Here is a 25,911-nt window from a genome sequence, read left to right as displayed (position 1 = left end):
TGCCATTAGCTAAAATCTATTACATGTTTATTTTTCACAAAGTAATCGATACCGGAAAAAAGCGTAATGAGTACAGCTGCCCAAACCGCGATGTCCGAGAAGGGAAATCCGATATAGGAGAAAGGAAAGTTGTTAATCATCAGAGCGCATACGGCAACAATTTGAACGACGGTTTTCAATTTTCCCCAATTGCTTGCAGCAATGACTTGTCCCTCGGCTACAGCGACTAAGCGCAAGCCTGTAACCGCAAATTCTCGGCTGATGATAAGGATGGCCACCCAGGCATCCAGTCGCTGCATCTCAACCAGTGAAATAAGAACAGCCGAAATCAGCAACTTATCTGCCAACGGATCAAGAAACTTCCCTAGGTTCGTCACTAGCTTCTTTTTTCTGGCGATATAGCCATCCAGTCCATCCGTACTGGCTGCAACAATAAAGATAAAGGTAGCAATGATCTCACTATATGTAATCTTGAATTCCCCAATGGTAAGCACACCAAAATCAAAGCGTACCAGTAGGAAAAGCATCACTACTGGTACTAAAAAAATTCGTGCTAAGGTTATCTTATTGGGCAGATTCACCTAGACTTACCTCCCCTGACAGGTCATAGTCATATGAATGCGTAATTTTTACTTTTACAATTTCACCAAGTGCTCCCTCGTAGCCGGTGACAAACACTTCCCCGTCAATTTCAAGAGCATCAAACTGGGTACGCCCAATATATATATCGTTTTTTCCATCATACTTTTCAATCAATACATCTAAAACTTGACCGACAAACTGACCATTTCGATCATTAGCAATCTCGCGTTGAATTTCCATAAGGGTATTCGCTCGGCGTTCCTTCGTTGCGTCATCAAGCTGATCACCCAAGCGATTCGCAGCGGTTCCCTCTTCTTGTGAATAGGTGAATACGCCTAAACGATCAAACTTCATCTCTCTTACGAAGTCACATAGTCTTTCAAATTCTTCTTCGGTCTCCCCTGGAAAGCCGACGATAATGGAGGTTCGAATGGCCACTTGTCCTACACGGTCTCTGATCTTATTGACTAATTCGCGGGTATCTCGTTGTCTTCCTGGACGGCGCATTCTCTTCAGAATAGCATCCTCACTATGCTGCAACGGCATATCAATATAGTTACAGATCTTTGGATTCGTCGCGATTTCCTCAATCAATTCATCTGAAAAATAGCCTGGGTAAGCATAATGGATGCGAATCCATTCGATTCCTTCAACTTTACTGACTTCCTTCAGCAATTCAGGAAGCTGATGCTTGCCGTAAAGATCCATACCATAATTGGTGAGGTCCTGAGCAATTAAGCTGACTTCCTTGATTCCTTGCGCTGCTAGATCTTCAGCTTCTCGCACGATGGATTCAATCGAGCGGGAACGAAACTTTCCTCTCAATTGCGGGATGATACAGAAGGTACAGGTGTTATCGCATCCCTCGGCAATCTTGATATAGGCAGTGTACGTTCCTTTTTCCACCTTGCGGCGGGCCACATTTTCGTAGGAGAAGGCAGGATTCCCCACATAAATGGGTCTTTCGCCGATGAGGGACTGCTCAATGATATCAGTAATTTTATCGAAATCGCCTGTTCCTACGATCCCATCAATCTCCGGCATTTCGTCCATCAGCACATCCTTATAGCGCTGAGTCAGGCAGCCGGCAACGATTAAGGATTTAACATTTGCCTTCTGCTTCAGGTCCGCCATGTCGAGAATAGTATTAACGGATTCCTCTTTCGCCGCATCAATAAAGCTACAAGTGTTAACGATGACCACCGTAGCTTCTTCCGGGTTTTTTACTAGCTCATATCCACGCTTATCGATCAGCTCCGTCATGATGTCGGAGTCTACAAGGTTTTTCTCACAGCCCAAGGTTACAATCGCAACTTTTTCCTTGGCATTTGTTTTTATTGTCATTCGTATGCCTCACTTTTCTATTAAAAACTCAGCTGATGGCTAAGTTGTTTTTTAACTCCTACAGTATAATATATGGATAAGTAGCTGTCAAAAAAGATACCCTTGCTAGGAGCAAGGGTTCTTAAGGTTTAAGCGTAATGGAAATGTTTTGCGATGATCTCTTCATCTGACTTGTATCAACGGATTGACCATTCACGGTAATCTCCACATCGGGAGCACTTCCTAAACGGATCCATGCTGAATTGGCTCCTGTCAGCGTCCAGTCCTTCTTCAGTCCAGTGGTCATCGTTAATTCATCTACTCTCTCCCCATTCTGACCATTCTTCAGAATACGCAACCAGCAGTTTCCCTTGGCCGAAATCGAAATGGATATATCGGTGGCACCGGTTAACTCATAGTTATAAATGTTATTGGTCTGTCCTATAAACTTGAGTTCAGCTGTAGGGGTCGGCTGTTCGGCAGCAGGCGGGGCTGCTGGCTCTTGTGCAGCAGGCGGTGGCTGAACAGTTCCCGGATCTGGATGCTGAACCTCAGGCGGAGATATAGGAGCAGTCGGTGCAGGCTGATTTTGTCCCATATCAGGAGTCTCACCATATTGAGAGACAGCAATATAGATAACAAAAAGGATAAGGACTGCAAAAAGATAAAGAAGAACCCTAGAAAGCCATCTACCGGCTTGACCTGGGGGTTTGGGTTGCCTTCCGCGCCTTAAGTTCACCATTTGTTCTTCTGGCGGAGGCGGGGCGAAATCTGTTTTAACTTGCCCGAGCACAACCTCTGGATCTAATCCAACAGCCTCCGCATAGCTCTTGACAAAGGCTCTTGCATAGAAATGGCCGGGCAGCGCATCAAGATTTCCTTCTTCAATCGCTTCTAAATACCGACGCTGGATCTTCGTCATCCGTTGTATATCTTCTAGGGTGTAATCCTTTTTTAGTCTTGCTTCTTTTAGCATTTCACCCAACTCATTCACGGTTTCACCTCTTCCCACATTCTTATGTTAAGTCAAATCCGGTGAAATTTGACTCGACCAATTCATATGTAATCTCTTCTTCCGGATAGCTTCGCAATTCGATGATATAATCGAAATCATCTAAGGTATACTCTGTTTCCCTCACAAAGATATCGGGGTGCTCAATCACTTTAGGTGCTGGAAAGTGCATGACTTCCCTCATCAAAGAATGGTGCTTTTCCGTTGAGCGCATCGTAGATACAATGCCGTCGATGAAAAAAACACTCTCCGCTACAATCTCGTCATTAGCCAGCTGATTGCGAACGGTCTGTCTTAGAAGGGTTGACGATATAAAAATCCATCTTCTATTCGCAGAGACACTTGCAGCCACCATGGATTCCGTTTTGCCGACTCGCGGCATCCCTCGTACTCCGATAAGCTGATGTCCCTCTTTCTTGAAGACTTCTGCCATAAAATCAACCAACAGCCCGATTTCGTCTCTTGTAAAGCGAAACGTCTTCTTATCCTTCATGTCTCGTTCAATATATCTTCCATGTCTTACAGCTAGCGTATCCATGATGGTCGGAGGACGAAGTGCTGTAATGGTAATATTCTCCACCTTGCGAAGGATATTCCCAAGAAGCTCAATTTTCTTCTCATCATCCGTTTGCAGAAGCATCCCTCTGCGTTTCGTTTCCACACCATTAATGGTAATGATATTAATGGTTAGCATACCTAGTATGGACGCAATATCTCCCAACAGTCCCGGTCTATTTTTATGAATCTCATATTCTAGATACCAATCTTGGCTTTCCATCTTATTATCCCCCTAATTCCCATGAATCATGTAGCAAAAACAAAATCTGGATAGCGGAAACGATTCTTTTGGAAAGTATATCATATTTTTTTTCATACATCCCCCATTTTATTTGTTTTCCGGCACAGATTTCAACCTTTCGTTGAAGAAAAAAAGAAAAACCCCCTATCGGGGGCCAAACGAACACTTTAATGGGACACACGTCCCTCCCTGAGTAATGGCCGCAGGCGAAATAACCTGCTCACTAATTAATATGAGAAGATATAGCCCCGTTTATTCAAGTATACCAGCCCCCATTTGGACTAATGACTTGTCCTGTGATGTAAGCGGCATCTTCTTGGATGAGGTACCAGACCAATGAAGCCACTTCTTCAGGTTTTCCTAGCCGCCCCATCGGAATTTCATCCGTAATCAGTCCTAGTTCCTCAGACGAAAACTGTCGCTGCAAAAGCTTGCCTTCAATCGCCCCAGGTACCACAGCATTGACAGTAACCTGACTCGGTGCCAACTCCTTGGCCAGTGCCTTGGTGAAGGAAAGAAGAGCCCCTTTCGTCATCGAATACAGAACCTCGCATGATGCTCCTGTCATTCCCCATATAGAGGAAATATTGATAATTCTTCCGAACTGCCTTCGCACCATAGAAGGAGTAAACATCTGCGCGAGCAGGAAAGGAGCCCTAATATTAATTTGGTAAAGCTGCTCTACATCCTCTATCCGCGTTTCCGTAAATAAGCCATAGTGCGTCAGGCCAGCGTTGTTAACCAGTACGTCAGGCATCCTGGATATCGTTCTTCCTATGTTCTGAAGCTCATCTAGATCAGTCAAGTCTGCTTGAATTAAAACGACATGGATTCCATATTGTTCGCAACGTACCTTTATCTTTTCAATTTCCTCATGGCCTTTTCTGTAATGGAGGTACAGATGGTATCCTTTCTGCGCTAACATCAGCGATATGGCTGATCCAATCCCCCCGCTTGCTCCAGTGATAAAAGCCCATTTTTCCATCCTTATAAATCCCTTCTTTCCAATACAAAGAGAAAAAGAGGGATCTATTCCCTCTTTCCTTTACTTAAGTTACTGCTTTTGCAATGGTTTGACAATCGATATGCTCAATTGACTTTCATGAATATGATCTTGAAGCCTTTGATTCACATCTTCAAGTGAAATTTGTTCTAGAGTCGGGACAATTTGAAACAAGTCGGTTTCGTTAAATTTATATTTGGTAAAGGAATTGGCAATAAATTCAATAGAATTCAAGGAGCGTAAGAACGAACCGATCTTCTTTTTGCGATTCAACTCAAATTCATCCTGCTTGATCCCTTCCGTCTTGGCTTTTTCAAGTCCCTCGGTAACTAACTGAACGAGTTTTTCTGGGTCTGGTGAATCTCCTCCCATAACAGAAAAGCCATATTGCGTCTCTCCGCTATAATCCGTTCCAAACGTATCATTGATCAAGCCCTGTTCATACAACTTTTGGTAAAGATCAGAGCTTTGTCCAAGTAGAATGTCGAGCATCAGCTGGGTTGTCATTTCTCTTTTAAGAAGCTCATCCCCCGTTAGCCCCACTACCCCTTCTTTATAGCCGAACATGACCTTAGGCATCGCTACTGACATTTCCCGGATTGTTTGACGCTTCTGCACCGACTTAGGCTCTTCTTCAAAAAAACGCTGAATGTCCGGTTGGCGGACGTAGGACTTCTTATTTTGGTTTTCTCTAACAAGTGCCATAATTTCTTCAGGCTTCACTGCCCCGACAATGAATAATAACATGTTACTCGGATGATAAAAGGTTTCATAGCAGGTATAAAGCATTTCTTTCGTAATTTCAGAGATAGAGGGAACCGTTCCGGCAATATCAATTTGAACCGGATGCTGATGATACATATTATCAATTAGACCGAAATAAACTCTCCAATCGGCATTATCATCGTACATTTTAATTTCTTGCCCGATAATCCCTTTTTCCTTTTCCACATTTTCGTCGGTAAAGTAAGGACTCTGGACAAAATCTAACAGGGTGGTCAGGTTTTCGCCTACGTGACCTGTGGATGAAAATAGATAAGCCGTACGATCAAAACTCGTAAAGGCATTAGCCGATGCGCCATAGGTGGCAAACTTATTAAATACATCGCCGCCCTCTTCTTCCTCGAACATTTTATGCTCGAGGAAATGAGCAATACCGTCTGGAACTTTCACAACCTCTTTTCCTGGAACTTGAAAGTGATTATCTATTGAACCATACTTGGTGGTAAAAGTAGCGTAGGTTTTACTAAAACCATGCTTCGGCAGGATGTATACATCCAACCCATTCTCTAGCTGTTCATGGTAAAGCGTTTCCTTTAGTTGATCATATCCGATTTCTCTCATCCTTGAGTCCCCTCCTTATCTCTTAAGAAATAAATGGTGTCAATTTCGATTTTGTTTGCAATCTGGATAATGTCTTCCTTTGTTACCTTCTCAATTCCCTCTAACATCTCCTCTAAAGACTTTACTCGTCCGCTCAATCTTCCGTTATATAAGAAGTCAACCATGGTACGTGCATTGTCTTGGATTTCCAGGAGTTGATTTTTTAAGGTGGCTTTGGTTTGTGACATTTCTTGCTCACTGATGATTCCGTCTTTAAGCTGCTGAAGCTGCTCTTTCATAATGCTGACGGCTTGCTCGTATTTCTCTATCTCAACTCCGGACATCAGCATGAGAATCCCCTTCTGACTCTCCAGTCGAGAAACAGCATAATACGCAAGACTGGCCTTTTCTCTAACATTCACAAAGAGCTTCGAGTGAGGAAATCCGCCTAGAATCCCATTGTACATCAGAAGAGCTTCATAATCGTCATCGACTAGTGTCGTATGGGTCCGGCAGCCTATGTTGAGTTTTCCTTGGCCTACTTCCATATGCTCGATCACGGTGCGTTCTTCTACATTTTTCTTCTGAACTGGATTGAATACCAGTTCCTTGGTTTGCTCTCGATCATGGGTAAAATGCTTGGTGATCTCAGCTTGCACCTGCTCTTGCTCTACATCTCCAACAACGTAGATATCAATCGGATTCTCAGAAAGCAGTTGCATGTAGTATGTATAAAGCTCCACAGGATCTACTTGATCAAGCTCCTCTAGATTTCCGTAGGAAAGAAGACGATAGGGTTCATCCTTGCACATTTCCTCTGTGACTCGTTGATTGGCATATTTAATTTTGTCATCTACCAATCCTGATATTTTATTTTTCAGGAGCTCAGCTTCAGACTTTACAAACGCAGGCGAAAATCCTCCGTTCTCGACAAGAGGGCGAGTCATCACTTCACCTAAGAATTCTATGCCTTTGCTCAGCAGGGGCTCTGCATCTGAAAGGTATTTTTCGTTAGCTAGCTCAATTTGTAGCTGAATAATTTGTTTTTCACCTTTTTTGATCACATCCGTATGGAATACAGCCCCAAACAAACTATCCAAATATTGACGTAGCTGTTGCGTCGTAGGATATTTAGCACTTCCACGCTTCAGCACATAGGGGACTAAAGCCGTTTTGGTTACCGTTTCCTCCTGTAAATCCTGCTCCATCTGAACAATGATGGTGGTTGTTTTAAACTTATCGGTTGCTAGTACATGAAGATTCATGTGATTGATCGAGGCGCTGTTTATCAAAAGCTGACCCAAAACGAACCCTCTCCTTTTAGAGTGTATTATTTCCATTATACGCCATTAAGCTTGATTGTTTAACCTTTAATGTGCAATAAGTCTCAAGATAGAAAAAAGAGTCCTGCTTATTCAAGCAAAACTCCAAGCCTCTTCCTCTGATTGATCCACTCCTCCAAAGGTTTGGTCATCCATCTCCTCAAAGCGACCGCAATCCGGGTGCATACAAAGCATTCCTTTTAAATTACGGTCCCTAAACTTAACTCCGCTGTGATTTCCGCAATAGGGGCAAGACCACATCTCTTTTACACATCCTTTTAAGGTTTTCAATTCTTATTTTTGGGAAAAGAGAGGGTTTTATACCCTAAAAAAGAAAAAAAGGAATAGACGCTCATCTATTCCTTCAAAACATATTAGGATATTTGGGAATCCGTTTTCTTGATGAGAACTTCACGCGGTTTACTCCCCTCAAACGGACCAACCACTTTATTTGCCTCCATCATGTCTACAAGCCTTGCTGCTCGCGTGTACCCAATTCTAAATCTGCGTTGGAGCAAGGAGGCCGATGCGGTTTGCGCATCAATCACCAATCTGACGGCTTCTTCATACAAATCGTCTTCTGGTACCGTTTCGGTTACCTGTTCCGGTTCAGAAGGGATCATTTCGGAGTGATAACGTGCTGTCTGCTGTTCCTTAACAAATTCCACAACAGCTTCAACCTCTTCGTCTGAAACAAAAGCTCCTTGTACTCGAATAGGCTTCGAGGCGCCCATCGGAAGATATAGCATATCTCCACGCCCTAAAAGCTTCTCTGCGCCACCCATATCTAAAATGGTCCGTGAATCGGTCATCGAGGATACCCCAAAGGCGATTCTGGATGGGATGTTGGCTTTGATTACTCCCGTAATAACATCGACAGAAGGTCTCTGGGTTGCGATAATCAAATGAATCCCTGCAGCCCTTGCCATCTGAGCCAAACGACAGATGGCATCCTCAACATCCCCTGCAGCAACCATCATGAGGTCTGCCAACTCATCTACAATAACCACAATAAATGGCAGAGGCTTGCCGGTGCCTGATTGAATGACAGATTGATTATATAAATCGATATTCCTGGTGCCGCTCTTCGCGAACAGCTCATACCTCTTTTCCATCTCTACTACCACTTTTTTCAGGGCCATAGAAGCTCGTTTTGCATCCGTTACGACAGGAGCCAGAAGGTGGGGAATCCCATTATACATATTAAGCTCTACCATCTTAGGGTCAATCATCATCAGCTTCACCTCATGCGGCTTCGCTTTAAAAAGAAGGCTAGTAATAATCCCATTGATGCACACACTCTTCCCGCTTCCTGTAGCACCGGCCACGAGCAAGTGCGGCATCTTCGCGAGGTTAGCCACAATGGGCTCACCAGAAATATCTCGCCCTAGCCCCACATTTAATTTAGCTTCCGCCTCTTGATACGTACCGCTCTCTAATACTTCTCGTAGGGTTACAATTGCCACTTCCGCATTAGGCACTTCAATTCCTACCGCAGACTTTCCGGGTATAGGAGCTTCAATTCGAATATCTTTTGCCGCTAGAGCTAAGGCAATATCATCGGCAAGATTGACAATTTTGCTCACCTTTACGCCAACAGCCGGTTGAATCTCATAGCGCGTTACGGTTGGCCCTCGATGGATCTGCATGACTCTTGCATTGACTCCAAAACTCTCCAGCGTCTGCTCTAGCTTGCGCGCGTTAGACTGCATGTCCCGGTATTCTTTGCCTTGCTGTTTGGCCACCTTAGGCCTAGCTAGAAGGGATAAGCTAGGAATCTCATAGTGAAGGACGGGCTCTTCCACAATGACTCCACTTGCATCTTCTGTACTAATGAATTCGATATCCTTCAAGTCTAAATCAAGCTCGGTGCTTTTCGCTTTTGGTGCGGCTGCTTGCGATGGTGGAATAGAAGGTACACCAAGCGCAGGCTCTATGCCCAGATCCATTTCTTCCTGCTTATAGGCAGTTTCTACAAAGTCATGAATAACAGGAGGGTCATAGGCTTTATCTGCTGGTACTTCCGTTGACTTCGAAAAAGTTAAGTCCACATCTTGAAAATCCCCAATCGTCCGTGTTGACTTTTTGGGTGAATCCTCAAGAGCAGGCTCCTTTTCTTTTTTCTCTAGCATAAGATGAACCGCTTCTCTCCCTTTGTCAGCGACTGAGCGGCCAGCGGAAGCCATCATATCTCTCATTTTGGAGAATAAGGTAACATACGAAATTTGGAACAGAAGCATTAATCCAATGAGAAAAGAGAAAATGGCGATAATCATCGTTCCAGTTCGGGCAAACAGATAATAATTAATGGCTAGTCCCATAGCCCCAATCATGCCGCCCCCGATATCGGTCGTTGACACTTGTCCTTTTTCAATTTGAGCCTTCTCCTGGAGGATCGAATCCCAAGAAACCCTTAGAATGCTTTGGTCGGTAAACTTGCCTTGGGCGGATAATTGATCAAAGAAGAAAATATGATCAAACAACAAAATAGCAGAAAACATGATAAACAATCCGATCCACCGTGGGGTAAAGAGAATAGGCCACTGTCTTCGAACCATGATATAGCCTGCACAATAAATCCCAATCAAGGGAATAATAAAGTCCCATGTCCCCGCCAGAAAACGAAAAATCCACGAAAAGGTTTCTCCAAACCATCCAAACTTAGACAAGGTAATAAGAAAAACCGCTAGCAGAATGAGCCCATATAATTCAAAAACAAGAGTTGCTTTCAGCGGAAATCTAGGTGAATGCTCTTTTTTTGTTTTTTTGCTTTTACTTGATGCCATAATTTGCTCCACCTCTCTTGGAAAAAGGAAAGGCAGCCATGAGGGGGGCTGCCCATTTATTACTATTAGTATAGCATAAATTCCAACTTGGATAATAGTTCCTTTTAACCAGCTAGGATAGCCGAGCCTCCGGGCGAAAATAGATGGTTTGTCCTGGCATGTAGCGAGGATTTAAATAATCCTGCGGGTCTGGACTCATTAATCGGACGATCTTGACTTCTGTTGAATGAGGCACTGGCTCTACCAGCATTTTTACGCCATCAATTTCTGTTTCTTGATATTGGTACTCCGTATGGTCTACGTTCCTCATAATCATTTCCATTGGCATGACCGAATAAATAATCATGTTCATTCCACCTTTTATTGGAGCATGTGACCCTGTTCTTTTTTCTGCTGTATGAGTTCATTTAGCTTCTTCATTGCCTGGGCAATCCCGCCGACCTCATTAATCAGCCCTACCTCCACAGCTGTCGTGCCCACCACATTGGTTCCAACATCTCGTGTAAGTTCCCCCACTTTTAACATGAGTTCACGGAATTTTTCCTGTTCAATTCGCGAATGCTCGACAACAAAACGGACGACACGATCCTGCATTTTCTCTAAATACTCAAAGGACTCGACCACATTGATCACCAGACCCGTTAATCGGACAGGATGCACAATCATCGTCGCGGAAGGAGCTATAAAAGAGTAATCGGCTGAAACTGCAATAGGAACCCCAATGCTATGCCCCCCGCCTAATACGAGGGAAACCGTCGGTTTTGATAAAGATGAAATCATTTCTGCGATCGCTAGCCCCGCCTCCACATCTCCTCCGACGGTGTTTAATACAATGAGTAGTCCCTCAATTTTAGGATTCTGTTCGATCGCCACCAATTGAGGGATGATATGTTCATACTTCGTCGTTTTGTTTTGGGGCGGTAGCTGCATGTGTCCTTCAATTTGCCCAATGATGGTTAAGCAATGAATATTGCTGTCTGGGCTTGTAGGAACATTAGTCTGTCCTAACTGCTGGATGGTTTCTAGGATTCCTTTCTTTTTATCGTCATTAGCCTGTGGAGGTTGGCCCGGATTCCGGTTTGGTTGTTGGCCAGGGTCTTGATTTGGTGGTTGCTGCTGAAACGGCTGATTCACAAACCCCGGTTGTCGCCCAGGAGTCTGTATAGGTCTATAAGGCACAAAGTTGTTCCAATCATATGACATCATCTATTCCCTCCATCATTAACGAAACTTGGAGCTTCCTCCATTATTATGAACCGAATTAGGAAGAACATGTGCTGAAATGATAAAAGCCTGTATTCAGGCTACTGAATACAGGCTCACGATGCTTTACTAGGCTTCCATAATAATAGGCAGGATCATTGGTCTTCTCTTCGTTTTCTCGTACAGGAAGCGGCTTAGACCGTCCCTCACGCTATTCTTAAGCGAGGACCATTCGTTAACCTTCTCTTCCATACATCTTAACAGGATTTGACTCACTAACTTGTTAGCTTCATCTAGGAGTGCTTCAGATTCCCTTACGTAGACGAAGCCTCTGGATAAAATATCAGGGCCAGAAAGAATCGCTCCCGTTTGCTTACAAAGAGTGACTACGACAACTAGGATGCCATCCTGAGACAATAGTTTACGGTCTCGCAAGACGATATTTCCGACATCTCCCACACCTAAGCCATCAATAAGTACTTGTCCAGCATGAACCCTGCCGCCAAGTCGCGCCAATCCACCGGAGATCTCAACGGTATCTCCGTTATCTAACAAAAAGATATGATCGGGAGGAATACCCACGAGTTCAGCGAGCTTCGCATGCGATCTCATCATACGAAATGCTCCATGAACTGGGATGAAGTACTTCGGTTTGAGCAAATTGATCATGAGCTTGAGCTCTTCTTGACTTCCATGACCAGATACATGAACCTCCGGGCCATAGTATACGTCAGCGCCAATACGATACAACTGGTCCACAATCCTGCCGACATGCCTCTCGTTCCCAGGAATCGGAGTAGCCGCAATCAAGACCGTATCTCCGGGGAGAATATCTACTTTACGATGGGCAGAGCGGGCCATTTTCGTTAAGGCGGACATCGGTTCGCCTTGGCTGCCTGTAGACAGGATCGCTACTTGCTCAGCCGCGTAACGATGAATATCTTCCACATCAATGAGCATACCCTCGGCGGCATGCAGATAGCCCAAATCCAACGCGACTTGCATCACATTTTGCATGCTTCTGCCGATGACAGCCACCTTTCGCCCATAGTGCTGGGCGGCGTCTAAAACCTGTTGAATCCGATGGATGTTAGAAGCAAAGGTGGCCACGACAATTCGTCCCTTCGCCTGGTAAAAGATCCGATCAATAGCTTGTCCCACTTTTCGCTCAGATCCTGTAAAACCCGGCTTATCTGAGTTGGTACTATCCGATAAGAGTGCAACCACTCCCTCTGCTCCGATTCGCGTCATGGCTGCAAGGTCTGCTACTTCATAGTCAACGGGGGTCTGATCAAACTTAAAGTCACCTGTGTGAACCACTTTTCCCTCAGGTGTATCGACACAAATGCCGAGTGAATCCGGTATGCTATGCGTAGTCTTAAAGAAACTCACGCTTAATGTTTCTAAAGAAATGACAGACTGGTCATCCACTAGGATCAGAGAAGCATCTTTTAGAATACCTGCTTCTTTTAGCTTTAGCTCCACGAGTCCGAGCGTCAGCTTGCTTCCATAGACCGGAACATTAAGGTGTTTAAGCACATAGGCCAAACCGCCAATATGGTCTTCATGTCCGTGAGTCAGGAATATACCTTTTACTTTATCGCGATTCTCTTGAAGATATGTAATGTCAGGTATAACCATATCGATTCCTAGCATCTCTTCTTCAGGAAACTTTAACCCCGCATCTATGACGACCATTTCATCATCGTATTGCACCACGTACATATTCTTGCCTATCTCGCCAACGCCGCCCAAAGCAAAGATGGACAATACCTTGTTGCCTTGTTTCACCAACTGTATACCTCCTAGCCTTGACTCCTGTATTCAGTTTTAGCATATGAAGATTCCCCGTAGTCAACGGCCACGAGAGAGGATGTTAGCCTTCATAGGTTCAATATCACCGGACGAGTCATTTAAAATAATTATACATCAATGATATATCTAAGGAAAGATATTCCGTCTCCATAGGAATGGTAAATAGTTAAATTTAATTTAACCCTCAACATAAAAGAATATGATTTGTTGAAAAAGAAAAAGCAGCCAAGATGGCTGCTTATTGTTCCAGTAATTTTTCGATAAATTGTGCTTCCTGTGGATTCGCTGGCACTAATGGAAGTCTCACAGAACCCACTTCAATTCCCTTTTTGTTAAGCGCGTGCTTAACTGGGACCGGATTGGATGTAATGAAAAGTCCCTCAAAGATCGGCAAGTACCTTTGATGAAGAGCAGCTGCCTGTTTTACCTCACCGTTGATGAAGGCATCAATCATGCTCTTCATTTCGCTGCCGATCACATGGCTTGCTACACTTACCACACCATGACCTCCAACGCTTAATGTAGGAAGAGTAAGCTTATCATCGCCTGTGTAAACAAGGAAGTCCGCTGGGGATTTATCAGCGATCACAGCAACAGCAGAAAGATCTCCGCTTGCTTCTTTTACTGAGGTAATGTTAGGAATTTGCGCTAATCGCAGGATGGTTTCTACATTCATGTTGATCGCAGAGCGGCCTGGAATGTTATATAGCATAACGGGAAGCGTCGTAGATTCCGCAATGGCTTTAAAATGTTGATAAAGCCCTTCCTGAGATGGCTTGTTGTAGTAAGGTACAACAAGCATAATACCGTCTACTCCAGCTTCTTCCGCTTTTTTAGTTAATTCGATCGATGCTTGGGTACTGTTGCTTCCTGTACCGGCAATTACCTTCGCTCTCCCTTTTGCTTGTTGAACCACATGCTTAAAGAGGGCAATCTTTTCTTCTTTGCTTAAAGTTGGGGATTCGCCTGTTGTTCCTGCCACAACAAGGGTTTCTGTCCCGGTTTGAATAAGATGGTCAACCAATTGTGTAGTTTTCTCGAAATCTACCTCGAGCTGTTCATTAAAAGGTGTGACCATTGCTGTTAGTAAACGTCCAAAATCCGTCAAGATCTGGCTCTCCCTTCGTGTCTAATCTCCTGGTTTATGCAAATTAAATTTCCGGTGGAGGGCACGGACTGCTTTAATCATGTCCACTTCTCTCACTAGGACCCATATGGTGGTATGGGAATCTGCACATTGTAAAATTTGGATGTCTTCTTGGTTAAGTGCTTCTGCAATTTTTGCCATAACTCCAGGAACTCCTGCCATGCCTGCCCCTATAATGGATACCTTGGCGCAGTGGGGGGTAGTTAAAGGATCGTAGCCCATTTCCTGTAAAATCCTTGTTGCTTTTTCCGCAACCTCATCCCGCACCGTATACGCCACACCGATGGGATTTACATTAATGAAATCCACGCTTATGCCATTCTCGGCCATCGCTTTAAATACACTTAGTTGCAGATCATACTGTCCATCCTTGGCCATTACTTTAATCTGAGTTATGTGCGAGATATGAGCAATCCCGGTGATCAGGCGTTCTTTTGTTCGATCCCCATTCTTTTGCATCTCCGAACGGTTCGTAACAAGCGTTCCTGTATCTGAGCTAAACGTAGAGCGCACTCGAATTGGCACATTGCCCTGCATCGCCATCTCAACCGCCCGCGGATGGATTACTTTGGCTCCTTGGTGAGCCATATTGGCAATTTCGGTATACGTTACGGTATCCAGCTGTTGAGCATCCTCCACAATGCGTGGATCAGCTGTCATTACCCCGCTTACGTCTGTGAAGATATCCACATACTCGGCTTGTAAGGCCACGCCAAGTGCAGTGGCTGTTGTATCACTGCCGCCTCTGCCTAGTGTGGTAATTTCCCAATCTTGCGTACGTCCCTGGAAACCAGTAACGACCACAACTTGATGGGTCTTTAGTTTGTCTAGAATCCGTTCTGGATTAATTTGTTGGATCTGGGCATTGCTAAATTCCTCATCTGTAACGATTCCTGCTTGGCCTCCAGAAAGTACCGTAGCCGTGATATTCCGGCTATTGAGCATGCTTGCCAAGGTTACTGCTGAGATAATCTCACCGCAATGCAGGAGTAAATCCCACTCTCTTTTCTCTAGTGTGGATCCATTCTGTTGAATCAAATCAATAAGCGTGTCTGTGGCATAGGGTTGGCCTTTCCTTCCCATAGCCGATACCACCACGCAAACAGAGAATCCCTCGTCAAGCGCTGTACAAATATGATTAATGGCTTCTTCCCTATCTTCAGGTAAAGATAGGGAAGAACCTCCAAACTTTTGCACTAGTATTTTCATGCATTCATTGCTCCCTTGCAAATGATTGCTTAGTAGGGACCCAATTAAAGGTAACTTACTATTCGTCAGATTTTAAGATCATTTGTTCAGCGATTTGAACGGCATTCCACGCAGCACCTTTAAGAAGGTTGTCGCTCACAATCCACATGTGCAATCCACGTGGCTCCGAGACATCTTTTCTTACCCGTCCTACAAATACATCTAATTTTCCCGTAGAGTCGGTGGCTAGTGGGTATCCTTGCTCCTCAGGAACATCCACAAGCGTAACACCTGGAGCTTGTGCCAACAGTTCTTTTACTTCTTCTATCGTAAAATCTTCTTTCGTTTCTACATAAACAGACTCGGAATGTCCATTCAGAACAGGAACGCGGACACATGTAGCGGATACCTTTACCGTGTCGTCACCGAAGATTTTTTTGGTTTCGTTGATCATTTTCATCTCTTCAAGTGTAAATCCGTTATCTTGGAATACATCGATTTGAGGAACGACATTGAAAGCCATTTGATGCTTTTTAGGAAGGGACCCTACAGGAAGAATTTCCCCTCTTACTTCCTCTCCTGCAAGTGCAGATTTGGTTTGGTTTACTAGATCATTAATCGCTCTTGCACCAGCTCCGGATACAGCTTGATAGGTGGATACAATGATGCGATCAATGCCAAACTTTTCTCTGATTGGGTTTAACGCGGCTACCATTTGGATGGTAGAGCAGTTTGGATTCGCAATAATTCCTTGATTTTCAAACGCCTTATCCATATTTACCTCTGGAACAACCAGGGGTACGTCTTGGGCCATACGGAAAGCATTCGTATTATCAATGACTACAGCTCCACGCTGAACGGCTTCCTTAGCTAAAAGCTTGCTTACGCTGCCACCGGCGCTGAACAAGGCAAAGTCAACCCCTTCAAAGCTCTCTGGTGTAGCTTCCTGAACGGTGACTTCCTGCCCTTTAAAGGTTAATTTTGCACCTGCAGAGCGTGCGGAGGAGAGAAGCTTTAGCTGATTCACTGGAAAATTGCGTTCTTCTAGCAAACGCAGGATTTGTGTACCTACAGCTCCTGTTGCTCCGACTACTGCTACATTATAGGTTCTTTGATTAGTCATTGTGTTCTCTCCCTTATCCTTTGTTTATGATTACATGTTTAATGTTTATACTAGTCCATATATCTAAATTTTTCAACGATTACCGGCTGAAGTTGTTTACCTTCAAGCGCCATCTCGCAAGTTTCCTTAATCAATTCCATTCGTGCGACTAAGGATTTAGGCTTTTTTTCAGGGGCATCCTGGCCAAAAGGAACAAAATAGATATCCTTCGCTGCCATCAGCTTTGCAATATTTGCCATATTTAATCCTAAGCCATCATTAGTAGAAATCGCAAGCACCACAGGACGGTGGTTGCGCATGGTTGCCTTAGCCGCCATGAGTACGGGACTGTCCGTTAGGGCATTCGCCAATTTGCTGGTTGAGCCGCCCGTCATCGGGGCGATCACCATGACGTCCAAGGGACGCTTAGGGCCAAGTGGTTCGGCATCTACAATGGTTGCTACAATTTCATTGCCTGTAATGTCTCTTAACTGCTTCTTCCAATCCACCGCATTCCCGAAATAGGTATCTGTTGTGGCTACCGTATGTGTAATGATAGGAATAACATTGGCTCCTTCATCCACTAAGCGCTTGATTTGCGGCATAATCTCTTCCAACGTGCAATGGGACCCCGTCACGCCAAATCCAATGGTTTTTCCAGTTAATTTCATGATGTTCCCTCCCGGTCTGCCATTTGTTCAGAAACAAGCCTTGACAAGGTCTTAGCTATGATCTGGCCTGCTGTCTTCGGCGCAACAATTCCAGGCAAACCAGGTGCTAATAGGGCTTTGATTCCTCGCTTTTCAGCATAACGAAAGTCTGTTCCACCAGGCTTTGACGCTAGATCAATAATCAAGGCATGTTGTGGCATCTGAGCAATGATCTGAGCTGTGACCACCATCTTAGGAATCGTGTTGTAAACGATATCTACATCATCGACCTGTTCGGCAAGATCTTTGAGCTCAAACGGTGATAATCCCATCTCATAGATTCTAGCTAGGTGCTCCGGCTTCCTTGCTCCTACTCTTACATGTGCACCAAGGGCATGAAGAGCGCGTGCCATAGAAATGCCTACTCTTCCAAGACCTAACACGATGCACGTGGAGCCATGGATTGTAATATCCGTATTCTGGATAGCCATCATCAAGGCACCCTCGACCGTCGGAATCGAGTTATATATAGCTACATCATCTCGGTCTAGTATCTCAGTTAAGTTAAGGCTATGAGCCTTACAACGATCCCTTAAATAAGCTTTAGCCATCCCCGTGTAGATCGCTATTTTCTTATTCATTGCTTCAAAATGCTTATCAGACAATTGAATCGACTTCGAACAGAAGATGCTCTCAACAAAGCCTTCATCATCTGTTCCTACTATGGGGAGAATTAATGCGTCCGTCTCTTGTAAGACATCTACAGAAAGATCTTTTTTCGTTGCTCCTGTAAAATTGCTTTCTAAATTATCAAAACCGATGAGGGTTACCGATGCGTCCAGCTCGATGAATTTTTTGATGACCTCAAGTTGGCGAGCATCTCCTCCGATGAAGGTAGCGTGAATCCCAGTGAGCATAAAGCTGATAACCCCTTTCAAACAGTTTACTACAATGAAGTGTACATTAAAAGTGGAAAACAAATTGAAACCTAAAACTTGAGTTTTGGTTTGCCGGAATTCGTTGCGTTCTACCCTCATCGTATGTGACCGCCCATCGAAGCGTTACACCCAAGTATTTGTTTAGGACCTCGTCTTTCCTCTCTCCCTTAACTCTACAATAATCATTTCTGGACCCACTTTCCGGATAGCATCCCACGGAATCATCACATCATTTTTTTTCTTTCCCCAACCGAACAAGGATGTTCCTGGCAGAATAATGGAATCAATCTGTCCCGTCTCCGGATGAATAACCAGATCCGATTGGCCTAATGGTCCCATTCGTTCCCCATTCTCCAAATCGATCACTTCCTTGCCGCTAAAATCACTATACCTCATGGCGCTAACCTCCCTTTTGCTTTTGTCCAAGTCCCTGCAGTGGAAGGATATGCTGAAGGAAAAAAAAAAAGTACTTCTCACCTTTGCAGGTAGAAGTACTTCTTTTATCCTTTTATTTAAACGCCAGTATGACCAAAACCGCCTTGCCCTCGATCACTCGATGGCAGCTCATCAACTATTTCCCATTCGACAGGCGGAACATACTGGATGACCATTTGGGCAATACGATCCCCACGAGTGATGCGAAAAGCTTCATGACCATGATTAATCAAAATCACGCCAACCTCTCCCCGATAATCGGCATCAATGGTCCCAGGAGAGTTCAAGCATGTAATACCCTTTTTTAATGCTAGACCACTCCGTGGTCGGATCTGCGCCTCCATATTCCTCGGTAGAGCGATACTGAAGCCTGTCGGGATCAACGTCCGCTCGCCGGGAAGCAGATCCATAGGTTCTTGCACTGCGGCCACAAGGTCAAAGCCTGCAGCCCATTCCGACATTCGACAAGGAAGCGGGATATCATCATTTCCTGGAGTTTTTCTAATTTGAACGGTTACTTTTGCTTCCTGCAATCGATTCACCTCGTCTGTCTCTAAGTCATAAGTTGAACTTGGTTAAAGGATGAAGGCAGCTCTTCATAAGGGCTGACTAAGGCAATCGACATGGAATGGTTAAAGATCTTTTCAATCGCAGCTTGAACATGATCAAGCGTGACACCGTCTACCTTTTGAAGGATCTCATCTAGACCTAAGTGCTTGCCGAGAAGCAATTCATTTTTTCCAAGTCTGCTCATGCGACTGTTCGTGCTCTCTAAGCTAAGCATCAAGCTTCCCTTAAGTTGTTCTTTACCCTTTAGCAGCTCTTCTTTCGTGATGCCTTCTTGCTTTAGTTTCTGCAGGGTGTTGACAATGACAGAGTAAACCTCCTCCAATTGCTTGGGAGCCGTACCTGCATAAACGGTAAACATTCCATTGTCTCGGAAGGAAGAATGGTAAGAGAAAACCGAATAAGCCAATCCTCTTTCCTCGCGAACTTCTTGGAATAAGCGCGAGCTCATGCTGCCGCCGAGAATATTATTCATTAGAATCAGGGCATAGATATCCTTATTTCCAACCTCTAGACCAGGAAATGCTAGGCAAAGATGCGCTTGTTCTGTTTCTTTCTTCTTTAGCTTACTGCCCGCGTGGAAGCTAGGCGATAGACGATCCGTGTTCACTTCCTCACGATAAAAATGAGAAAACTGTCCTTTGATGGAGTCCAGCAAGCTATCATTCACATTACCTGCGACCGTAATGACCACATTGGATGGTGTATAACGCTTATCAATGTAGGAAAGGATGGTATCGCGATTGATCTCGTTGAGTACCTCTTCCGTGCCTAAGATACTATAACCTAAAGAATGCTGGGGAAAGCTGGCTTTTGCGATGAGGTCGTGAACAAGATCGTCTGGCGTGTCATCATACATTTTAATTTCTTCAATAACAACCTTTCGCTCCTTCTTTATTTCCTCTTCATCATAAACGGAATGAAAGAACATGTCCGATAGGATATCCAAGGCCATAGGAGCGTGATCATCTAACACCCTTGCATAATAACAGGTATATTCTTTTGACGTAAACGCGTTTACGTGTCCACCGATTTGATCGAAGGATTCGGCTATCTCTTTCGCAGATCTGGTCTTTGTACCCTTGAAGAGCATATGCTCAATAAAATGAGAGATTCCATTGTTCGATGGCTCTTCATTACGGGAACCGGTTCCAACCCAAATCCCTAACGCTACTGAACGTACAGTAGGGATTTTTTCAATTATCACACGTACCCCATTCTCTAGGGTGTATTTTTCGATCACGAGTGAAAGCCTCCTTATGAATGCCTTAGCATCAAGTAACAAACTCTTTTTAAGCTGGAATTCTAATTGGTAAGTTCTACTTATTGAAAGTCAGTATAATTACTATAGCAAAATTACCTCTTGACCTCAATAGCATCTACACGCTTTGAAGACAGAAGATCACTTACGGTTCCTACCTTCAACCCTTTGGATTTGGCAGCTTCTAACAGAGCTGGCAAGGCCTTCATCGATGATTCGGTAGGATGCATTAAAATGAGTGATCCGTTTGCAAGCTTCGGGGATAATCTCCGGATAATCTCGGAAGGAGCCGGCTTCCGCCAATCTACCGTATCTAATGTCCATAATATGGTATACATCTTTTCTTGTGCAGCCATTTGAACTACACGGTCATCAAACGAGCCAGAAGGTGGGGCAAACAAAACGGGGCGAATATCCAGCTCTTTTTGAATGACCTCATTCGTCTTGGTGATTTCGAGTCGAATGCGGTTTAAGGAGATGGTCTTCATGTCCGGATGGGAATAAGCGTGATTGCCAATCTCATGTCCGGCCTGCTTAATTTTTCTTGCCTCGTCTGGGAACTTATTTGCCCAGGATCCGTCTAGAAAAAAGGTTGATTTGACCCCATATTTTTCTAATGTTTTCAGAATTTCAGGCAAATATTCATTGCCCCATGCAACATTGACCATAAAGGAGATCATGGGCTTTTCCGGATTGCCCTTATAGATCGGAGAAGGCTTCAAGTCCGCGAGACTTATTTTGGGCTCTAGTTCTTCCCATACGATTAAGGATTCATCCCACTTTCCAGCTTCCTTTAATTTTTTGTGCGACGCCTCTATATTGACCTGAACTCCATTATATCCAGGTATAGCTTTCCAGATCGGATCGATGCGGGCATCAATGGGGGCAACATCATGTTGACTCTTAAATTCTTTCAACTTCACCATCCAGTCCTCCGAGAGGGATCCCGATACAGGTGTACCTTTTACCGCCGAGATATACTGCTTGATTGCGGGAGATTGCAAGGTAAATAAAAAAAGCACAAGAAAAAGCCCGCCTAGTAAGAGCTGTACCTGCGCTTTCGTCCGTTTCATGGCACCACCACCTCCAAAGTTTCACAAACTTCCCAATGGTACAAGTTATGTCGGACGAGGTCGTTATATTCTCAAAACAAAAAAAGCTTCTGTTACGAAGCCTTTTGTTCTGATAAATGAAGGGATCTATCGATTGTAAACAAACCGATATCTCCCGCGTTTTATGTGGTTGGATTTTCTTGTTCCTTCGCTTCTTTCAACAACACTTTCCTAGAGAGGTTCACACGGCCCTGGTTATCAATCTCCACGACTTTAACCATGATTTGGTCACCTACCGCGACAACATCTTCTACCTTAGCGACTCTTTCCTCCGCTAATTGAGAGATATGCACCAGACCTTCTTTCCCTGCAAAAATCTCGACGAAAGCTCCAAACTTTTCGATGCGCTTCACCGTTCCAAGGTAAGTCTGTCCTACGGCTACTTCACGAACAAGGTCTTCGATGATTTGTTTTGCCTTCTGGTTCATGCCCTCATTGACGGAAGCAATGAAGATTCGACCATCTTGCTCAATATCAATCTTAACCCCTGTTTCTTCGATAATCTTGTTGATGATCTTTCCGCCTGGCCCGATGACATCGCGGATCTTATCCGGATGGATCTTCATGCTAAGAATCTTCGGAGCGAAAGGAGATAGACTTTCTCTTGGTTGCTTAATGGCTTCTAGCATGCGATCAAGGATGTGCAAACGTCCTTTCCTTGCTTGCATCAGGGCCTCTTCAAGGATTGTCCGATCAATTCCTTCGATTTTAATATCCATCTGTAGGGCTGTAACGCCTTCACTCGTACCAGCAACCTTAAAGTCCATATCGCCAAGATGATCTTCCATTCCTTGAATATCGGAAAGAACGGAAACGTGATCCCCTGATTTGACTAGTCCCATGGCAATTCCAGCTACTGGCGCCTTCAGCGGTACACCTGCATCCATCATCGCTAGCGTACTGGCACAAATACTGGCTTGAGAGGTTGATCCGTTCGATTCGAGTACTTCAGAAACCAAGCGAATGGTATAAGGGAATTCTTCTTCGGACGGGATTACCGGCTCGAGGGCTCGTTCACCTAGGGCACCATGACCGATTTCTCTGCGGCCTGGCGGGCGCAATGGTCGAGCTTCCCCTACACTGAATGGCGGGAAGTTATAGTGGTGCATGAATCGCTTACTTTCTTCGATGCCTAGCCCGTCAAGGATTTGCACATCTCCTAAAGCCCCTAGAGTACAAACACTCAAAGCTTGGGTTTGTCCTCTAGTAAATAAGCCGGATCCATGAGTACGTGCCAAGAGATTCACTTCAGAAGTAATCGGTCGGATCTCATCAATCGCGCGGCCATCTGGTCGGATCTTATCATGAGTAATGAGTCGGCGAACCTCATCCTTTACGATGGTGTAAAGGACTTCAGATACGTCTTTCGCATTCTCTGGGTAGATCTCAGCAAAATGAGTTTGCGTTTCTTCTTTGATCGCATCAATCGCTTCTTGTCTTGCTTGCTTTTCCTCCACTCGCACAGCTTGTACCAAGCGATCCATCGCATATTCACGAACCGCAGCATCAATTTCCTCATTAACGGAGTGAAGAACAACCTCCATTTTCGGCTTACCAACTTTAGCTTGAATCTCTTCAATAAATTCAACTACGGAGCGGATGTGGTTATGTCCAAACATGATTGCTTCGAGCATCACTTCTTCAGGTACTTCATTGGCACCGGCTTCTACCATGTTGATGGCATCTTTTGTTCCGGCGACAACCAAATGAATATCACTTCTTGTCTGCTGTTCCACGGTAGGGTTTAAAATAAATTCTCCATCTATTCTGCCCACAATGGCTCCAGCAATGGGCCCATTAAACGGCACATCGGAAATGCTCAAGGCAATAGACGTTCCGATCATGGCTGCAATTTCGGAAGAACAGTCCTGATCAACAGACATCACAATGTTTACCACTTGTACTTCATTCCTAAAACCTTCCGGAAAAAGAGGACGAATCGGTCTATCAATCAATCGACTAGCCAAAATCGCCTTCTCACTTGGTCTCCCCTCCCTTTTAATAAAGCCTCCAGGGATCTTTCCTACTGCGTAGAGACGCTCCTCATAGTTAACCGTTAGAGGAAAAAAATCGAGGGTAGAAGGTTGACTAGATGCTGTTATCGTCGACAAAACTGCTGTATCGCCATAGCGCACGAGAACTGCAGCATTGGACTGCTTGGCCATTTTTCCATACTCTACGGTGAACGGCCTGCCACCTAATTCATAAGTAAATACTTCCATTATATGTATGCCTCCCTTCTCCATGGGTCGTACGTATGATATTTACCACGGAAAATCTTGATATCTAAGTCATTATACTATTATTTCCTTCAAATTAAAAATTAAAAGATGGATAACGTTGAATATTTTTGTACCATTTACCAATAAGAAATATAACAGAAAAAGCGGGGGAATCCCCGCTTTTTTTGTTTCCAAAGCTTATCGACGTAAGCCTAACTTATTGATTAGATTACGGTAACGAGTCACATCAGAATTCTTCAAGTAGTTCAACAGGTTACGACGTTGTCCTACCATCTTAAGAAGTCCGCGGCGAGAGTGGTGATCTTTCTTGTGCTCACGCAAATGACCGTTCAAGTAGTTAATCTTTTCCGTAAGGATAGCTACCTGTACTTCTGGAGAACCAGTATCAGATTCGTGTACACGGTATTCTTCGATCAACTGTTGCTTGCGCTCTTGTGTTAATGCCATCCTTCTTCACCTCCTTTTTCATAAATCCCCAATAGCCTAGACAATCGCCGGTGAAAGTCGAATCTCCAAGCCACGGTTACTTGCCAATGATGGTGATGACCATACGTCCTTGCGGAATATCCTTCACTACCATATCGAAAACCCTGCCACTGTTCGACATGAATCCTCGAAAGCGAGTTGCCACGGGTACAGTGCCCGGGATAGACTTCGCCTGGTGGATAATATCTGGTACAGATATTCCTACCTGGCGATGTTCACGGATTCTCTGCTTGACATGTGAAGTGATGATCACATGCATAGCTAGAGGTAGGGAACTTCTTCCCTTGCCTCAGGATGGTATTGTTCAAGATAAATGGAAAATAAGGAATCTTGAAAGGCAACACGGTTCGCATCCGATAGTCCGTTCTTACGGTAGATCTTCGACATTTCCTTATGTAGCTTCTTAAATTCGTCGCTACAGCAGATATAGGCCACATCTTGGCAAATCTTGCTTAGACGCCGATCCATTTCTTCGGCCTTAGGCAATTCCACAGTGAACCTCTCCCTTCTTCATTGAAATGTTTCCAAGTGAAGGTATATAGGAGGAGTTATCCTAGCACAAATAAGCTACAATGAAATTACCAGAAGTAAGTATAACATATCTTAGAGGACAAGTAAATGTTTATATCGTTTTTTTTCGTTTTACTACCATGATTATGCCTTGTTTTTTAGGAATATGTCTAGAGTGACTTAAACTTTTGCTTAGCAAACAGCACATCTTGTTGAATTTGCTTGACGAGCTGCTCTACCCCAGCAAATTTTTGTTCTTCCCGGATAAAGACAAGAAACTCCACTTTCAATTCCTGATCATATAGGTTTCCTTCAAAGTCAAAAAGATGAACCTCTAGGCTCTTCTCCTTCTTCTCTTGCTCGAAGGTAGGCTTAATACCAATGTTCATCACTCCGAAGAATTCCTTCTCCGCGTGTTTCACACGTACGCCGTAAACGCCTGTGCGCGGGATCAGATACGGTTCGGTCATCCCAATATTCGCTGTTGGGAAACCGATCTGTCTGCCTCTTTTTTCACCATGGATGACGGTTCCGCTTAAACTATACGGTCGTCCTAAGAATTCATTGGCCTCTGCAATTTTACCCTCATAAAGATATTCTCTAATAATCGTGCTGCTCACTTTTTCTCCATAACGGGTAATAGGAGAAACCACGTCAAGACCATACCTTCCTTGGCTAAATTCTTTTAAGGTAAAGGCTGTGCCTTTCCCCCGATAACCGAATGTGTAATCGAAGCCCACAACCACATGTCTAGCCTCTAACGGTACCAAGAACTCATTAATGAAATCCTGAGGGTAGACAGAAGAAAAAGGAATATCAAACTGAACCACATACGCGATCTCAACACCCATTCGTTCCAAAAGCTCTAGCTTTGCGCTAAGCGGAGTTAAGTACCGCGTATAACCGCTTTGCCCCAGCACTTCTCGGGGATGAGGGTGAAAGGTCATTACAGCCGATTTTATCCTGAGTTCTTTAGCCAGATCGATAGCCTTCTGAATTACTCTTCGATGGCCCTGATGCACCCCATCGAAATAACCAATCGCGAGTACGGTTGGTTCATACGCTATGGATTCTAAGGGATAATGCAAATGCTGCACGATCATT

At 44.3% G+C, this 25,911-nt stretch carries 25 protein-coding genes; all 25 read right to left on the bottom strand.

All coding sequences use genetic code 11. The features are described from left to right. Nucleotides 1-5: 5 nt before the first annotated feature. Nucleotides 6-581 carry a CDP-diacylglycerol--glycerol-3-phosphate 3-phosphatidyltransferase gene (gene pgsA / locus EIZ58_RS09955; RefSeq protein WP_134700440.1) on the bottom strand — a complete coding sequence of 192 codons (576 nt, stop codon included), beginning with the start codon at nucleotides 579-581 and terminating at the stop codon, nucleotides 6-8. Beyond that, nucleotides 565-1,926, bottom strand: coding sequence for a 30S ribosomal protein S12 methylthiotransferase RimO (rimO, locus tag EIZ58_RS09950; protein WP_134700439.1), 1,362 nt, complete (start codon nucleotides 1,924-1,926; stop codon nucleotides 565-567). The genes pgsA and rimO overlap by 17 nt, the downstream gene beginning before the upstream one ends. Nucleotides 1,927-2,047: 121 nt before the next feature. Further along, the gene (locus EIZ58_RS09945; RefSeq protein ID WP_134700438.1) at nucleotides 2,048-2,899 is read right to left on the bottom strand and encodes a helix-turn-helix domain-containing protein; all 852 of its coding nucleotides are present in this window, start codon (nucleotides 2,897-2,899) and stop codon (nucleotides 2,048-2,050) included. Between the two features lie 22 nt (nucleotides 2,900-2,921). Continuing rightward, the gene (locus tag EIZ58_RS09940) at nucleotides 2,922-3,695 is read right to left on the bottom strand and encodes a DUF3388 domain-containing protein (RefSeq protein ID WP_134700437.1); all 774 of its coding nucleotides are present in this window, start codon (nucleotides 3,693-3,695) and stop codon (nucleotides 2,922-2,924) included. A 277-nt stretch (nucleotides 3,696-3,972) separates the two neighbouring features. Further along, on the bottom strand, nucleotides 3,973-4,701 hold the full coding sequence (ymfI, locus tag EIZ58_RS09935) for an elongation factor P 5-aminopentanone reductase (RefSeq protein ID WP_134700436.1): 729 nt from the start codon (nucleotides 4,699-4,701) through the stop codon (nucleotides 3,973-3,975). A 69-nt stretch (nucleotides 4,702-4,770) separates the two neighbouring features. Next, nucleotides 4,771-6,063, bottom strand: a complete 1,293-nt coding sequence (gene yfmH, locus EIZ58_RS09930) for an EF-P 5-aminopentanol modification-associated protein YfmH (protein WP_134700435.1) — start codon at nucleotides 6,061-6,063, stop codon at nucleotides 4,771-4,773. Continuing rightward, nucleotides 6,060-7,346: an EF-P 5-aminopentanol modification-associated protein YfmF gene (yfmF, locus tag EIZ58_RS09925; protein ID WP_370297646.1), complete on the bottom strand. Its 1,287-nt coding sequence runs from the start codon at nucleotides 7,344-7,346 to the stop codon at nucleotides 6,060-6,062. The genes yfmH and yfmF overlap by 4 nt, the downstream gene beginning before the upstream one ends. A 392-nt stretch (nucleotides 7,347-7,738) precedes the next feature. Continuing rightward, nucleotides 7,739-10,150 carry a DNA translocase FtsK gene (locus tag EIZ58_RS09920; protein ID WP_134700433.1) on the bottom strand — a complete coding sequence of 804 codons (2,412 nt, stop codon included), beginning with the start codon at nucleotides 10,148-10,150 and terminating at the stop codon, nucleotides 7,739-7,741. Between the two features lie 112 nt (nucleotides 10,151-10,262). Beyond that, nucleotides 10,263-10,496, bottom strand: coding sequence for a YlzJ-like family protein (locus EIZ58_RS09915; RefSeq protein WP_134700432.1), 234 nt, complete (start codon nucleotides 10,494-10,496; stop codon nucleotides 10,263-10,265). Between the two features lie 14 nt (nucleotides 10,497-10,510). Next, the gene (locus EIZ58_RS09910; protein ID WP_240688999.1) at nucleotides 10,511-11,356 is read right to left on the bottom strand and encodes a ClpP family protease; all 846 of its coding nucleotides are present in this window, start codon (nucleotides 11,354-11,356) and stop codon (nucleotides 10,511-10,513) included. Nucleotides 11,357-11,482: 126 nt separating this feature from the next. After that, the gene (locus EIZ58_RS09905) at nucleotides 11,483-13,078 is read right to left on the bottom strand and encodes a ribonuclease J (protein WP_483296325.1); all 1,596 of its coding nucleotides are present in this window, start codon (nucleotides 13,076-13,078) and stop codon (nucleotides 11,483-11,485) included. Nucleotides 13,079-13,406: 328 nt separating this feature from the next. Next, the gene (gene dapA, locus EIZ58_RS09900) at nucleotides 13,407-14,276 is read right to left on the bottom strand and encodes a 4-hydroxy-tetrahydrodipicolinate synthase (RefSeq protein WP_134700430.1); all 870 of its coding nucleotides are present in this window, start codon (nucleotides 14,274-14,276) and stop codon (nucleotides 13,407-13,409) included. 21 nt (nucleotides 14,277-14,297) lie between these two features. Continuing rightward, entirely contained in the window at nucleotides 14,298-15,524 is a 1,227-nt protein-coding gene (gene dapG, locus EIZ58_RS09895; RefSeq protein WP_134700429.1) for an aspartate kinase, read from the bottom strand. A gap of 58 nt (nucleotides 15,525-15,582) precedes the next feature. Further along, nucleotides 15,583-16,626, bottom strand: coding sequence for an aspartate-semialdehyde dehydrogenase (locus EIZ58_RS09890; RefSeq protein WP_134700428.1), 1,044 nt, complete (start codon nucleotides 16,624-16,626; stop codon nucleotides 15,583-15,585). Nucleotides 16,627-16,676: 50 nt separating this feature from the next. Beyond that, nucleotides 16,677-17,279: a dipicolinate synthase subunit B gene (locus EIZ58_RS09885; RefSeq protein ID WP_370297666.1), complete on the bottom strand. Its 603-nt coding sequence runs from the start codon at nucleotides 17,277-17,279 to the stop codon at nucleotides 16,677-16,679. Further along, the gene (dpsA, locus tag EIZ58_RS09880) at nucleotides 17,273-18,172 is read right to left on the bottom strand and encodes a dipicolinate synthase subunit DpsA (RefSeq protein ID WP_134700964.1); all 900 of its coding nucleotides are present in this window, start codon (nucleotides 18,170-18,172) and stop codon (nucleotides 17,273-17,275) included. The genes EIZ58_RS09885 and dpsA overlap by 7 nt, the downstream gene beginning before the upstream one ends. A 162-nt stretch (nucleotides 18,173-18,334) precedes the next feature. After that, nucleotides 18,335-18,589, bottom strand: a complete 255-nt coding sequence (locus EIZ58_RS09875; protein ID WP_134700426.1) for a YlmC/YmxH family sporulation protein — start codon at nucleotides 18,587-18,589, stop codon at nucleotides 18,335-18,337. 116 nt (nucleotides 18,590-18,705) lie between these two features. Then, nucleotides 18,706-19,170: a dUTP diphosphatase gene (gene dut / locus EIZ58_RS09870; RefSeq protein WP_255438235.1), complete on the bottom strand. Its 465-nt coding sequence runs from the start codon at nucleotides 19,168-19,170 to the stop codon at nucleotides 18,706-18,708. An 11-nt stretch (nucleotides 19,171-19,181) separates the two neighbouring features. Then, the gene (locus EIZ58_RS09865) at nucleotides 19,182-20,438 is read right to left on the bottom strand and encodes a M16 family metallopeptidase (RefSeq protein ID WP_134700425.1); all 1,257 of its coding nucleotides are present in this window, start codon (nucleotides 20,436-20,438) and stop codon (nucleotides 19,182-19,184) included. A gap of 113 nt (nucleotides 20,439-20,551) precedes the next feature. Next, nucleotides 20,552-21,529 (bottom strand): polysaccharide deacetylase family protein, encoded by a 978-nt coding sequence (locus EIZ58_RS09860; protein WP_134700424.1) that lies wholly within the window; start codon nucleotides 21,527-21,529, stop codon nucleotides 20,552-20,554. A gap of 161 nt (nucleotides 21,530-21,690) precedes the next feature. Then, nucleotides 21,691-23,790 (bottom strand): polyribonucleotide nucleotidyltransferase, encoded by a 2,100-nt coding sequence (gene pnp / locus EIZ58_RS09855; protein ID WP_134700423.1) that lies wholly within the window; start codon nucleotides 23,788-23,790, stop codon nucleotides 21,691-21,693. Between the two features lie 198 nt (nucleotides 23,791-23,988). Continuing rightward, a complete protein-coding gene (rpsO, locus tag EIZ58_RS09850) occupies nucleotides 23,989-24,258 on the bottom strand; it encodes a 30S ribosomal protein S15 (protein WP_134700422.1) in 270 nt (89 codons plus the stop codon). A gap of 76 nt (nucleotides 24,259-24,334) precedes the next feature. After that, nucleotides 24,335-24,556, bottom strand: coding sequence for a hypothetical protein (locus tag EIZ58_RS09845; RefSeq protein WP_134700421.1), 222 nt, complete (start codon nucleotides 24,554-24,556; stop codon nucleotides 24,335-24,337). A gap of 2 nt (nucleotides 24,557-24,558) precedes the next feature. Beyond that, nucleotides 24,559-24,789 (bottom strand): hypothetical protein, encoded by a 231-nt coding sequence (locus EIZ58_RS09840; RefSeq protein ID WP_134700420.1) that lies wholly within the window; start codon nucleotides 24,787-24,789, stop codon nucleotides 24,559-24,561. A gap of 188 nt (nucleotides 24,790-24,977) precedes the next feature. Then, nucleotides 24,978-25,910 carry a bifunctional riboflavin kinase/FAD synthetase gene (locus tag EIZ58_RS09835; RefSeq protein WP_134700419.1) on the bottom strand — a complete coding sequence of 311 codons (933 nt, stop codon included), beginning with the start codon at nucleotides 25,908-25,910 and terminating at the stop codon, nucleotides 24,978-24,980. Between the last annotated feature and the right edge of the window lies 1 nt (nucleotide 25,911).

This window comes from Ammoniphilus sp. YIM 78166 (genome assembly GCF_004522215.1).
Taxonomy (GTDB): domain Bacteria; phylum Bacillota; class Bacilli; order Aneurinibacillales; family RAOX-1; genus YIM-78166.
The sequence above is the reverse complement of the archived record's forward strand: the minus strand, read 5'-3'. Positions and strand labels throughout refer to the sequence as shown.